The 12339-nt window shown below is 68.8% G+C and carries 16 protein-coding genes; 9 read left to right on the top strand and 7 right to left on the bottom strand.

What is annotated here, in order from left to right:
• Positions 1 to 59 precede the first annotated feature (59 nt).
• Positions 60 to 1703: a DNA repair helicase XPB gene (locus DEU36_RS14570; protein ID WP_120265032.1), complete on the top strand. Its 1644-nt coding sequence runs from the start codon at positions 60 to 62 to the stop codon at positions 1701 to 1703.
• Positions 1704 to 1727: 24 nt separating this feature from the next.
• Here DEU36_RS14570 and DEU36_RS14565 read toward each other — a convergent pair whose 3' ends face one another.
• Positions 1728 to 2732 carry a CPBP family intramembrane glutamic endopeptidase gene (locus DEU36_RS14565; RefSeq protein WP_120265031.1) on the bottom strand — a complete coding sequence of 335 codons (1005 nt, stop codon included), beginning with the start codon at positions 2730 to 2732 and terminating at the stop codon, positions 1728 to 1730.
• Positions 2733 to 2820: 88 nt separating this feature from the next.
• On the opposite strand from DEU36_RS14565, the gene DEU36_RS14560 reads away from it, so the two are divergent.
• The 3 genes from DEU36_RS14560 (at position 2821) to DEU36_RS14550 (ending at position 5733) form a co-directional block, all read left to right on the top strand.
• Positions 2821 to 3513, top strand: coding sequence for a response regulator transcription factor (locus tag DEU36_RS14560; RefSeq protein ID WP_023954791.1), 693 nt, complete (start codon positions 2821 to 2823; stop codon positions 3511 to 3513).
• A 142-nt stretch (positions 3514 to 3655) separates the two neighbouring features.
• Positions 3656 to 5314 carry a sensor histidine kinase gene (locus tag DEU36_RS14555; protein WP_396652176.1) on the top strand — a complete coding sequence of 553 codons (1659 nt, stop codon included), beginning with the start codon at positions 3656 to 3658 and terminating at the stop codon, positions 5312 to 5314.
• Positions 5315 to 5445: 131 nt separating this feature from the next.
• The gene (locus DEU36_RS14550) at positions 5446 to 5733 is read left to right on the top strand and encodes a WXG100 family type VII secretion target (RefSeq protein ID WP_120265030.1); all 288 of its coding nucleotides are present in this window, start codon (positions 5446 to 5448) and stop codon (positions 5731 to 5733) included.
• Positions 5734 to 5793: 60 nt separating this feature from the next.
• Here the strand turns inward: DEU36_RS14550 and groL are convergent, their stop codons facing one another.
• The 5 genes from groL to DEU36_RS14525 form a co-directional block, all read right to left on the bottom strand.
• Positions 5794 to 7413 (bottom strand): chaperonin GroEL, encoded by a 1620-nt coding sequence (gene groL, locus DEU36_RS14545; RefSeq protein ID WP_120265029.1) that lies wholly within the window; start codon positions 7411 to 7413, stop codon positions 5794 to 5796.
• 173 nt (positions 7414 to 7586) lie between these two features.
• Positions 7587 to 7790: a cold-shock protein gene (locus DEU36_RS14540; RefSeq protein ID WP_023954799.1), complete on the bottom strand. Its 204-nt coding sequence runs from the start codon at positions 7788 to 7790 to the stop codon at positions 7587 to 7589.
• A 121-nt stretch (positions 7791 to 7911) separates the two neighbouring features.
• Complete coding sequence (locus tag DEU36_RS14535; protein WP_120265028.1) at positions 7912 to 8496, bottom strand: LytR C-terminal domain-containing protein; 585 nt, start codon at positions 8494 to 8496, stop codon at positions 7912 to 7914.
• Positions 8497 to 8525: 29 nt separating this feature from the next.
• A complete protein-coding gene (locus DEU36_RS14530) occupies positions 8526 to 8768 on the bottom strand; it encodes a DUF3263 domain-containing protein (protein ID WP_120265027.1) in 243 nt (80 codons plus the stop codon).
• Between the two features lie 9 nt (positions 8769 to 8777).
• A complete protein-coding gene (locus DEU36_RS14525) occupies positions 8778 to 9773 on the bottom strand; it encodes a DUF2332 domain-containing protein (RefSeq protein ID WP_120265026.1) in 996 nt (331 codons plus the stop codon).
• A gap of 66 nt (positions 9774 to 9839) precedes the next feature.
• Between DEU36_RS14525 and msrB the strand changes: the two genes are divergently transcribed.
• The gene (gene msrB, locus DEU36_RS14520) at positions 9840 to 10247 is read left to right on the top strand and encodes a peptide-methionine (R)-S-oxide reductase MsrB (protein WP_120265025.1); all 408 of its coding nucleotides are present in this window, start codon (positions 9840 to 9842) and stop codon (positions 10245 to 10247) included.
• Positions 10244 to 10780: a nitroreductase family protein gene (locus DEU36_RS14515; RefSeq protein WP_120265024.1), complete on the top strand. Its 537-nt coding sequence runs from the start codon at positions 10244 to 10246 to the stop codon at positions 10778 to 10780. The genes msrB and DEU36_RS14515 overlap by 4 nt, the downstream gene beginning before the upstream one ends.
• Positions 10781 to 10804: 24 nt before the next feature.
• On the opposite strand, the gene DEU36_RS14510 is transcribed toward DEU36_RS14515, so the two are convergent.
• On the bottom strand, positions 10805 to 11047 hold the full coding sequence (locus DEU36_RS14510) for a helix-turn-helix transcriptional regulator (protein WP_183045420.1): 243 nt from the start codon (positions 11045 to 11047) through the stop codon (positions 10805 to 10807).
• A gap of 83 nt (positions 11048 to 11130) precedes the next feature.
• Between DEU36_RS14510 and DEU36_RS14505 the strand changes: the two genes are divergently transcribed.
• The 3 genes from DEU36_RS14505 to DEU36_RS14495 are packed head-to-tail and all read left to right on the top strand — an operon-like array spanning position 11131 to position 12302.
• On the top strand, positions 11131 to 11469 hold the full coding sequence (locus DEU36_RS14505; protein ID WP_183045419.1) for a helix-turn-helix transcriptional regulator: 339 nt from the start codon (positions 11131 to 11133) through the stop codon (positions 11467 to 11469).
• Between the two features lie 49 nt (positions 11470 to 11518).
• On the top strand, positions 11519 to 11884 hold the full coding sequence (locus DEU36_RS14500; RefSeq protein ID WP_183045418.1) for a helix-turn-helix domain-containing protein: 366 nt from the start codon (positions 11519 to 11521) through the stop codon (positions 11882 to 11884).
• The gene (locus tag DEU36_RS14495; protein ID WP_183045417.1) at positions 11853 to 12302 is read left to right on the top strand and encodes an ImmA/IrrE family metallo-endopeptidase; all 450 of its coding nucleotides are present in this window, start codon (positions 11853 to 11855) and stop codon (positions 12300 to 12302) included. The genes DEU36_RS14500 and DEU36_RS14495 overlap by 32 nt, the downstream gene beginning before the upstream one ends.
• Positions 12303 to 12339 lie beyond the last annotated feature (37 nt).

The following is a 12339-nucleotide window of genomic DNA, read 5'->3' as shown; positions in this document are numbered from 1 at the left end:
CATCGCGGACGCTCGGCGCGCAGGCCGATGTCCGCTCAGCACCGGTACGATTGCTCGTTATGGCTGATGGCCCCCTGATCGTCCAGAGCGACCGCACCGTGCTGCTCGAGGTCGCCCACCCGAACGCAGAGGACGCACGCCACGAGCTCGCGATCTTCGCCGAGCTCGAGCGTGCACCCGAGCACATCCACACCTACCGCATCACGCGGCTCGGCCTGTGGAACGCACGTGCGGCCGGGCACGACGCCGAAGACATGCTCGCCACGCTCGACCGGTGGTCGCGCTTCCCGGTGCCGCCCTCGGTGTCGACCGACATCCGTGAGACGGTGACGCGCTACGGACGTCTCGTGATCGAACGTGACGACGAGGGAACGCTCGTGCTGCGCTCGCACGACGCGGCCGTCTTGGCGGAGGTCACCCGCAACAAGCGGATCCAGCCGCTGCTGCTGGGCCACCCCACCCCGGAGACCTACATCATCGATGCCTGGGCGCGCGGTCAGATCAAGCAGGAGCTGCTGAAGATCGGATGGCCCGCCGAAGACCTCGCCGGTTTCACCCCCGGCACGCCCCACGAGATCGAGCTGCACGAAGACGGGTGGAGCCTGCGGCCCTACCAGCGCAAAGCCGTCGACATCTTCACCGAGGGCGGTTCGGGCGTCGTCGTGCTCCCCTGCGGCGCGGGCAAGACGCTCGTGGGCGCCGCGGCGATGGCCGACACCAAGACGACGACGCTCATCCTCGTGACCAACACCGTCAGCGCACGGCAGTGGCGCAACGAGCTGCTCAAGCGCACGAGCCTGACCCCGGAAGAGATCGGCGAGTACTCCGGTCAGTCGAAGGAGGTCAAGCCGGTCACGATCGCGACCTACCAGATCCTCACGGCGAAGCGGAAGGGCGAGTACGCCCACCTCGCGCTCCTCGACGCTCTCGACTGGGGCCTGGTCGTGTACGACGAGGTGCATCTGCTCCCCGCTCCCGTGTTCAAGCTGACCGCCGATCTTCAGGCGCGACGCCGCCTCGGCCTGACCGCGACCCTCGTTCGCGAGGACGGCCGCGAAGGCGACGTGTTCAGCCTCATCGGACCCAAGCGATTCGACGCGCCTTGGAAGGAGATCGAGGCCCAGGGCTTCATCTCCCCCGCCGTCTGCTACGAGGTGCGCGTCGACCTCCCGGCATCCGACCGCCTCGAGTACGCCGCCTCGGCCGATGACGAGCGGTACCGCCTGGCGGCGACCGCGCACGCGAAGATCGGGGTCGTCCGAGACCTCGTCGCGAAGCACGCGGGTGAGCAGATCCTGGTGATCGGGCAGTACCTCGATCAGATCGATGTGCTCGCCGAGGCGCTCGGGGCACCGAAGATCACGGGGTCGACTCCCGTCGATGAGCGCGAGGAGCTGTACGACGCGTTCCGGACGGGCGAGGTCCCCGTGCTGATCGTCTCGAAGGTCGCGAACTTCTCGATCGACCTGCCCGACGCCTCCGTCGCCATCCAGGTCTCGGGCTCGTTCGGCTCGCGCCAAGAAGAGGCGCAGCGTCTCGGACGCCTGCTGCGACCGAAGTCGAACGGCCACACGGCGAGCTTCTACACCCTCATCGCGCGCGACACCGTCGACCAGGACTTCGCGCAGAACCGGCAGCGCTTCCTCGCCGAACAGGGATACAGCTACACGATCCTCGACGCCGAGAAGCTCGAGGCAGCCTGAGCGCACCGCCGCCGGCGGGCTGCGTCAGGGCTTGGTGAGCTCGGGCGTCGGCTCGCCGGGAAGCGGAACGGTCGCCGTCGGCGTGGGCATGGGGATCGGCGCCGGCATCGGCGTCCGCGGCATCGCGTATGTGCGCGCGATCGGGCGCCGCCGAAGCACGTACTCGACGGCGAGACAGTACCCCCCGAGCAGCAGGACCGACGTCGCGAAGCTCACCCAGCCGACATCCGTCGCCGAGGGGTCCGACCCCGCCACGATCCCGGTCACGAAGGCCAGCAGGTTGTTGACGATGTGCACCGCGATGGCCGCCTCCAATCCTCCGGTGCGCCAGGTGAGCCAACCCGCCGCGATCGCGAAGAGCGCCACGCCCGCCTGGCCGACCGGGTCGTACAGGTGCCCGATGACGAACAGGGGTACCGGGAGCAGGATCGCGAAGAGCGGATGCCGCAGCCACCGCCCGATCGACTGCATCAGGTAGCCGCGGAAGACGTACTCTTCCGCGGTGGCTTGGACCGGCACGACGAGGACGACCACGAGCAGACTCAGCCACAGGGCGCCGCCCGTCGGGGGCGTGAGCTGTGCCCCGGGATCCTCGGCGGGCAGCAGCGCGGTCACGAGGGTGACGACGAGCGCGACGGCGACGCCGAGCCCGGAGCACACGAGCAGCCAGCGCCATCGCAGTCGGCCGAACACGGCGGAGACGAATCCGAGGCGACGCCCGTTGACGATCAGAGAGGCGAGCAGGTAGGCGGGCAGCAGCAACGCGACCGAGCCGAGACCGATCAGCAGCGACAGCGGATTCGTGACATCCAGCGCCCCGGGATCGTCGAGCACGCGGTTCAGCGCCCGTGCCGCGTCGTCGTTCGACAACGCGACGAGGATCGCGGCGAGCGAGACGACGAGCACCATGAGCAGGAACAGGATGATGCCGAGAGCACCCACCGCGAGCGGCGTCCACCAGCCGGAACGACGGCGCGCGAAGACGAGTCTGTGGAATGCGAGACGGTCGGAATCGATCGGACGCGGCATGCTTCCATCCTCTCCCGACCTCTACCAGGTCGACCCACTGCCGCGCGATATCCAGCAAACCGATGGGATCCGGTGCCAGTATGGGCCTATGACAGCACCGCGCATTCTCGTCGTGGACGACGAACCGAACATCCGTGACCTGCTGATCACCGGGCTGAAGTTCGCCGGATACCAGGTCCGCGCCGTCGGCAACGGCGCGCAGACGATCTCGGCGGTGCTCGAGGAGGAGCCCGATCTGATCGTGCTGGATGTGATGCTGCCCGACATGAACGGCTTCAGCGTCACCAAACGGCTCCGCGGGGCGGGATACACCGCGCCGATCCTCTTCCTCACCGCCAAGGACGAGACCGAGGACAAGATCGAGGGCCTCAACGCCGGGGGGGACGACTACGTCACGAAGCCGTTCAGCCTCGACGAGATCGTCGCTCGTATCCAGGCCATCCTTCGCCGCACGATGCAGGCCGACGAGGAGTCGATCATCCGCGCCGGCGAGCTGACGATGGACCAGGACACCCACGATGTCCAGGTCGGCGACGTGTCGATCGATCTGTCGCCCACCGAGTTCAAGCTGCTGCGCTACCTGATGCTCAACCCGAACCGGGTGCTCAGCAAGGCGCAGATCCTCGACCACGTGTGGGAGTACGACTTCAACGGCGACGCCGGCATCGTCGAGAGCTACATCTCGTACCTGCGCCGCAAGATCGATCCGCACTCCTCCGAGCCGCTCATCCAGACCAAGCGCGGCTTCGGGTACATGCTCAAGGCCGACAAGTCGGCCTGATCCGCGGGAGCGCAGACGCCTGAGCGATTCCGCGAACGACGGCGTCACCCGCTGGTGGCGCGGCATCAGCCTGCGCACCAAGGTGACGGGGGTCATCGTCACGCTGCTCGCGATGGGGCTGATCGCCGCGGGCGTGGGCACGATGATCTTCCTCCGCAACGCGCAGGTCGCGGCCCTCGACGGCAGCCTGCGGTCGCTGGCTCCGACCGATCTGGCGAGCACCGTCATGGACGTCACCGTCGAGGACGGCATCGCCCTCTTCGAGGGGAAGGCGGCGCCGGCGCCGACCAACTTCGTCGTCGCGATCTACAGCGCCGAGGGAGAGCTGCTGTCGGTCGCGGGCGGACCCGAATCGGTGCGCCCCGACCTGCCCGCCTCGTTCCCCCTCGACCGGACGGTCGTCAAGGGCACGGAGCCCTTCGAGCTCCCCGCCCGCCAGGGCAACGGCACCTTCCACGCGAGCGTCGACGTGCTCCAGCCCGAGGGTTCGCGTGAGAGCTACACCCAGCTCGTCGCCCTGCCACTGACCTCGGTCACGCAGACGGTCGCCAACTTCATCAGCATCTACACGGTGATCGCCGCGCTGATCCTCCTCGCCGGCGCGCTCGGCACCCGGTGGCTGGTCACCCTGACCTTCCGCAGCCTCGGCCAGGTCGAGGAGACGGCGATGACGATCGCGGCGGGCGACCTGAGTCAGCGCATGGGCGACATCTCGCCCGGCACCGAGGTCGGGCGCCTGAAGATCGCCATCAACGCGATGCTCGACCGTATCGACACCGCGCTCGCGCAGCGCGACGCGACCGTGCAGCAGATGCGCCGCTTCATCGGCGACGCCAGCCACGAGCTGCGCACTCCGCTCGTGACCGTCCGCGGCTACGCGGAGCTCTACCGCATGGGCGCGATCACCGATGCGGAGCACACCGCGCAGTCGATGGAGCGCATCGAGAAGGAGGCCGTTCGCATGAGCGGCCTCGTCGAAGACCTCCTGGCCCTCGCGCGTCTCGACGAACGACGCGACCTCGTCATCAAGCCCGTCGATCTGCGTCCGATCGCCCGCGATGCCGCGCTCGACACGCGGGCCGCAGCACCCGAGCGCGAGGTCTCGGTGATCGAGTTCTCCGACGAGACCCTCACGGTCGAGGTGCCGACGAACACGGGAGCCGGATCGACGACCAAGCGTCCGGGCGGCGCCCGCAACCGCACCGGCCAGACGCTCTCACGCTTGCGGCGACGCCCCAAAGACGAGCGTTCCACCCGTTCGGGAGGCGACACGGCTCCGACGTCGCGGAGGACGGATGCCGCGTCAGCGGGCACCGCCGCCGACACCACCTCCGACACGAAGCCGCTGCTGCAACCGGCCGAACCGCCCCTGGTGCCCGTGGTGCTCGGCGACGAGAACCGCATCCGCCAGGTCGTCGCGAACCTGATCGGCAACGCGCGGCGCTACAGCCCGGAGGGCACCCCCATCGAGATCGCGGTAGGCCTGGATCGTGACGCCCGCATGGGGTGGATCTCCGTGATCGACCACGGGGAAGGCATCCCCGAGCCGCTGCGCGAGAAGATCTTCCAGCGGTTCTGGCGGGCCGACACCTCGCGCACGCGTGAGACCGGCGGCTCAGGTCTCGGGCTGTCGATCGTGGCCTCGATCGTGGAAGCGCTGCACGGCTCGATCGACGTCCAGGGCACGCCGGGCGGCGGGGCGACGTTCCGCGTCGCCTTCCCTCTTGCAGATCGCCGCGAGGCAGCCGAGCACCTGTGGATCGAGACGCAGCCCTTGCCGCGTCTGCGCGACGAGCGCTGAGCCGAGCTCCGCGGGGTTTCTCCCCCGCCGCATCGGGCTCACTCCTGTCCCCGATCGCCCGCGCGCGCGAGCGCGGCCCGGCACCCACGACATAGCGTTTCGGCAACCCACCGCACGACGCAAGGAGCGACATGGCCATCTTCTCGATCGACAGCGACGCCGTGGCGAGCGCGACCGCCGCCATCCGGGCCACCTCGGCACGCCTCGAGACCGATACGGGGGCCATGATGGCCCAGCTGACGCGGTTGCAGGGCTCGTGGACCGGGGGCGCCGCCCTCGCCTTCCACGCGGTCGCCGAACGCTGGCGCGCTGCACAGCGCGAGGTCGAAGCGGCACTGGGCGACATCGGGTCGGCGTTGGACGCGGCGGGCCAGCAGTACCTGCAGGCCGAGGCCGCGGCAGCAGGCATGTTCCGCTGACGCCACCTCCAAACGCAGAACGGCCCCTCCCGAAGGAGGGGCCGTTCTGTATGCGATGGATCAGAAGTCCATGCCACCCGTGGGGTCGCCCGCGGGAGCCGGGGTCTTCTCCGGCTTGTCGGCCACGACCGCCTCGGTCGTGAGGAACAGGCCCGCGATCGACGCCGCGTTCTGCAGCGCGGAGCGCGTCACCTTGGCGGGGTCGATGATGCCCTGCTCGAACAGGTTGCCGTACTCCCCGGTCGCGGCGTTGAGGCCGTGACCGATCTCGAGCTCGGCGACCTTGTTGGCGACGACGCCCGGCTCGAGGCCGGCGTTGAGGGCGATCTGCTTGAGCGGGGCCTCGATGGCGACGCGAACGATGTTGGCACCGGTCGCCTCGTCACCCGTGAGCTCGAGCCCGGCGAACGCGTTCTTGCCGGCCTGGATGAGCGCGACGCCACCACCGGCGACGACACCCTCTTCGACAGCCGCCTTGGCGTTGCGGACGGCGTCCTCGATGCGGTGCTTGCGCTCCTTGAGCTCGACCTCGGTCGCAGCTCCGGCCTTGATGACGGCGACGCCACCGGCGAGCTTCGCGAGGCGCTCCTGGAGCTTCTCGCGGTCGTAGTCGCTGTCGGTGTTGTCGATCTCGCGGCGGATCTGGGTCACGCGGCCCTCGAGCTGAGCCGAGTCACCGGCACCCTCGACGATCGTGGTCTCGTCCTTGGTGATGATGACCTTGCGAGCGCGGCCGAGCAGGTCGACGGTCGCGTTCTCGAGCTTGAGGCCCACCTCTTCGGTGATGACCTGGCCGCCCGTGAGGATTGCGATGTCCTGCAGCTGCGCCTTGCGGCGGTCGCCGAAGCCGGGAGCCTTGACGGCAGCCGACTTGAAGATGCCGCGGATCTTGTTCAGCACCAGCGTCGCGAGAGCTTCGCCCTCGACGTCCTCGGCGATGATGAGGAGCTCCTTGCCCTCCTGGATCACCTTGTCGACGATGGGCAGAAGGTCCTTGATGTTCGAGATCTTCTGGTTCGCGATGAGGATGTACGGGTCCTCGAAGACAGCCTCCTGGCGCTCCGGGTCCGTGACGAAGTACGGGTTGATGTAGCCCTTGTCGAAGCGCATACCCTCGGTGAGCTCGAGCTCGGTGCCGAAGGTGTTCGACTCCTCGACGGTGACGACGCCTTCCTTGCCGACCTTGTCGATCGCCTCGGCGATCAGCGCGCCGATCGAGGGGTCAGCGGCCGAGATCGAAGCGGTGGCAGCGATCTGCTCCTTCGACTCGACCTCCTTGGCGTCAGCGAGGAGCTGGTCGGTGATGGCCTTGACGGCCTTCTCGATGCCCTTCTTGAGCGAGATGGGGTCGGCGCCGGCTGCGACGTTGCGCAGACCTTCGCGCACGAGCGCCTGAGCGAGAACCGTCGCGGTGGTCGTTCCGTCACCGGCGACGTCGTCGGTCTTCTTGGCGACCTCCTTGACGAGCTCCGCACCGATCTTCTCGAACGGGTCGTCGAGCTCGATCTCCTTGGCGATCGAGACGCCATCGTTCGTGATGGTGGGGGCACCCCACTTCTTTTCGAGCACGACGTTGCGACCGCGCGGGCCGAGCGTCACCTTGACGGCGTCGGCCAGCGTGTTCAGGCCGCGCTCGAGGCCTCGGCGGGCCTCCTCGTCGAAAGCGATGATCTTTGCCATGTGTGTGTCGTCCCTCCCGGACGGTGGAGAACAGTCTTTAGCACTCGATGAAGGTGAGTGCTAAAGCCATTCTGGCACTCGCCCATGGGGAGTGCAAGCCGCGTCGTCGGCGACCGGCCGGGAAACGACAGAGCGCGCCGCGACGGCGGCGCGCTCTGTGCGAGAGGCGGGTTTCAGGCGACGACACGCACCGATTCCGCTTGCGGGCCTTTCTGCCCCGTCCCCACGGTGAACTCGACCGCCTGCCCCTCCTCGAGCACACGGAAGCCGCTCATCTCGATGTTGGAGTAGTGGACGAAGACATCCTGTCCCTCGTTCACGGTGATGAAGCCGAAACCCTTCTCGGCGTTGAACCACTTGACGGTGCCCTGTGTCATGCGAATCTCCTGATGCTGTGCGACAGCGTCATAGTAAGCAGGGCGTTCCGCCGGATCAGGCGGTTCCGGTCACTGTTGACACGGCCGCATCGAGAATTTCACGAGCGTGAAACACGCCCGCTCATTCGCCGTCCGATGTCCCGCTCGCGCGGTCCTGTCCGACGACGACGGTGAGTTGCTTGCTCGGCGCCCCGTCGGCGCTGTCGGGGCCGGCATACGCCTCGCTCATCTCCACGTCCGCGCCGCCGATGACCTGCGCGAGGCCTCGCGCGGCGCCTTCGTCCGCCGCGGTCACGTAGAAGATCGTGGTGGTCGCGAAGTCATGAGTGCTCGCTTCGCCCGCGTCGACGACATCCGAGCTCCATCCCGCGCCCACGACGGTGTCGCGCAACGAGCTCGCCAGCCCCCGCTCCGACGTGGCGTTGAGGATCAGCACCGGATACGAGGTGTCGACCACAGGGTCGGCCTCGACCGGAGCCTCGACCACGGCCGTCGCGGTCGGCTCCGCCGGGAAGAGTGCGATGCGTCCGGTGACGATCATGGTGCCGACGACACCCGCCGCGACCAGGACGAGGATCGCCACCGCTGCCCACACCAGGAGGACGCCGGCGCGCAGCCGGGGATTCTCCGCCCGATGGGCGCCGACTCGGGTGGTGTCGGCGGGGAGCTCGTCGAAGCGGTCTTTCGGGTATGTCGTTGTCGGCACGGAGGAATGCTATCTGCCGAAGCTCCGCGTCACATGGCCGCGCGGTCGGCGCGTGAGCGCTCGGCCGCCGCCCGCATACGCCGCAGCCGGTGCACGAGCAACGGGTCGTGCGAGACCGCGTCGGGCGAGTCGATGACGCGCCCGAGCAGCTGGTAGTAGCGTGCGGGACTCAGCGAGAGCTCCTCGCGCACGGCCTCTTCCTTCTCCCCGCTGTGGGCTCCCCAACGTGCCTCGAAGTCGAGGAGCGAACGGTCGCGATCAGACAGGGCCACGTGTCAACGCTACGACGACGGACGCCCGGAGCCCGGACGCCACTCCCACCACCGGCCGAGCGGGTCGGCCGCGGCGTCGATCTCGCCGTCGAGGGCGACGGCGAAGCCGCCCGGCCAACCGGTCGGCACGGCCGCGGACCACCCCTCGTGGGTGGCCGGGTCGTCGATCGTGAGCCACCGGCCGAGCCCACGCGCGCGCTCGATCACCGGGGCGCGGCGCTCGCGCGGGATGTGCACGAGCACGCCGGGTGTCGTGACCACCAACGTCGCTTCGGCCGGCGCGAGGGCCGCGACCTCCGGGAGCAGATCGAGGGCGTCCCCGGCGAACATCAGCGGCGGTTCGGATGCCGCGACCGCGGCCGCGGCCCGGATGCGTTCGGCACGACCGTCCTCCCCGGGCCAGACCAGACGCGCGAGCCAGTCGACGTCGCTGCGGTCGCGCACGTCGAGCGGCGCGAGATCGATGCCGGCACGCCAGACGATCTCGGGATGCCGCACCTGCGGCATCCGCTCCCCCACGACCTCGGTGACGAGCTCCACCTCCGAGGTTCCCGCCGCCGGATCGAGCCGCACCTCGCCGTCGGCACCGACGTAGCGGTACGAGTAGCGGTCGGGATACAGGCACAGCCCCGCGCTCGCCCCCACCTCCAGCAGCGCGATCGGACCTTCGATACGCGACAGCGTCGGAAGAAGCACCGCGCACCGCAAGGGCTCGTTCGTCTGCACCGAGCGGGCAAGGCTCTCGGCGACGACAGCGTCAGCGTTCTCGAGCACCCACGCCGCCCACGACTCGGCGGCCACATCACCCGAGCCGAGCAGCCGGCACACCGCGAACACGAGCGGCGGCTGACGACGGTTCGCCGGCAGCCGGGAGAGGACCTCCTGGAGAGCCGTGTCGTCGACGACACGCCGCGCCCAGGCGGCGTACAGGTCGGAGCGCCCGGGGGCCTCGTCTCGGGCGAAACGCCGGTATCGCTCGATCACGGCGGCTAACTCGTCGGACATGAGGACATTCTCCGGGAACATCGACCCGCAACGTCGAGTTGAATAGGACGAGGCGAAGGAGCAGACATGACGTATTCCGTGAACAAGACCGACGAGCAGTGGCGCGAGGAGCTCAGCCCCGAGCAGTACGCGGTGCTGCGCCAGGCGGGCACCGAGCGCGCCTGGACAGGTGAGCTGCTCGACGAGAGCCGCGCGGGCTTGTACACCTGCGCCGCCTGCGGCGCCGAGCTGTTCCAGAGCGGAACCAAGTTCGACTCGCACTGCGGCTGGCCGAGCTTCTACGAGTCGGTGCGCCCCGAGGCGGTCGAGCTCATCGAAGACCGCTCGCACGGGATGGTGCGCACGGAGGTGCGCTGCGCCAATTGCGGTTCGCACCTGGGCCACGTCTTCCCCGACGGCTTCGGCACCCCTACCGGCGACCGCTACTGCATGAACTCGCTGTCGCTGTCGTTCACGCCCGAGCAGGAGAAGTGACCGGAGCCTTCGAGGCCGCCGGCGCGCGCCGGTCGTGGTCGAAGGTCACCGACGAGGCGCCCAGCCATGACGAGCTCGTGCGGCTGGTGTCAGCCGCGGGGCGCGTCGCCGATCATTCGTCGTTGCGCCCGTGGCGGCTCATCGAGATCCGTGGCGATGGTCGCACCCGGCTGGGCCGCGCGTTGAACAAGGCCGAGGGCAAGCGGGGGGTCTCGACGAAACCGATGCGAGCGCCCCTCCTCATCGCCGTCGTGGCGAGCTACAGCAAGAAGAGCAAGGTGCCGCGCTGGGAGCAGGAGGCCGTGGCATCCGGTGTCGCACACCTCCTGAGCCTGCTGCTCGACGAGGCCGGGTGGGGCGTCTTCTGGCGCACAGGAGGTGCCACACGATCGAAGGCCGTCGCGAAAGCCCACAAGCTCGGCAAACGCGAAGAACTGCTCGGGTGGCTCTACGTGGGCGGCAAGCCCGCCGATCGCGACTCGGGCCGCCGCAAGACGATCGACGGCGAGGCCTTCCTCAGCCCGATGCCCTGATCGGCTCGGGTCCGAGACTGGGCTTCAGGTCGGCGGCTGAGCGCGGGATCCCACCCGGCGGGTCGTCAGGCGGCTGTCGTCGAGCAGGTCCGTCATATCGACCTCGAGTGCCGCCGAGATCCGCGCCAGCTCTTCGATCGACATCGCCGACGGGCGCCGCACGTGCAAGCGACGAGCGAGCGTGCGCATCGGGATGCCGCTCGCCTCGGCAAGCCATTCCTGTGTCAACCGCTCGTCCGCGAGGACCGCGCGGATGGAGCGGGCCACGCGGGTACTTAGCAAGCCGTCTGCCATATGGCAACACGATTGACACTCTTGCTACATGGCAATTGTTCCGCCAAACTTGGCACGTGCCCACAGGAAAGAGACCGGAACCCGGCCCACTCAGTCGTCATGTCGCCGAGGTGCTCGCCAGCGAGATCGCGCGGCGCGGACTGCGTCAGACCGACATCGCAGCGCAGGCGGGCATGTCGGTCTCACAGTTGTCGCGCGTCCTCGGCGCCAAGAAGGTCTTCACGATCGACCAGCTCGACGCGGTGTGCCGTGCCGTCGGCATCCGCATCGCAGACGTCGTGGTGATCCCCGGCCAGCGGCGGAGCCGCGGCCCCGGCCCCATCGACATCTCGCGCAATGACGTGGGTGTTGCGAGCCGACCCCGTCGCGCGGTGGCCGAGTCGCCATCCGCCTGATCTGGGGACGGGGCGGCGGAACGGCGGCAACTCGGCCAAACTTGGGCACGTGCCCACAGGAAGAACACCGGAACCCGGCCCACTCAGCCTTCACGTCGCGAATGTGCTCGCCGGCGAGATCGCGCGGCGCGGGCTGCGTCAGACCGACATCGCCCTACAAGCGGGCATGTCGGCCTCGCAGCTGTCGCGTGTCCTCGCGGCGAAGAAGGTCTTCACGATCGACCAGCTCGACGCCGTTTGCCGCGCCGTCGGCATCCCCCTCGTCGATGTCGTCGTCATGCCGGGCCAGCGGTCCCGCCGCCCCCGCGACCGGTCCCACATCCCTCGCATCGATGTCGGACCCTCACGCGATACTGAGCGGGCGGTGGCCAAAGCGCCACCGCATGACCGCGGAGGGGATCACGGTGACGGATGACGAGCTTCTCGACACACTCGATGTTCTCGGCGTCAGCCTGAGCATCACCGATCTGCCACCCGACCGCGACGGCGAGTACGAGCACGGGCTCCGCATCGTCCGGCTCCGTCCGGGGATGGCCCGCCGCCTCCACCGGTCGGTGCTGGCGCACGAGTGCGCCCACGCCGTCTACGGTGACGTACCACTCCGCGATCCGCACCACGCCGAACGGCAAGAGGTGAGAGCCGACGAATGGGCGGCACGGGTGCTGGTGCCGGTCGACGACTATGCGCGCGCCGAGAGCATCCACGACGGTCACGTGGATGCGATGGCCCTCGAACTGGATGTCACCGTCGACCTGATCCGGGCCTTCCAACGCACGCTCCAGCATCCTCGCGTCCTTCGCATGCCGGACATCCCGACGGGGGCGTCGCGGTAGCACAGCGTTCCGCATGCAGCCGACCGCATGAGTCGAG

It is taken from the genome of Microbacterium sp. AG238 (assembly GCF_003610405.1).
Taxonomy (GTDB): Bacteria; Actinomycetota; Actinomycetes; order Actinomycetales; family Microbacteriaceae; genus Microbacterium.
This window is presented reverse-complemented; position numbering and strand designations above follow the sequence as displayed.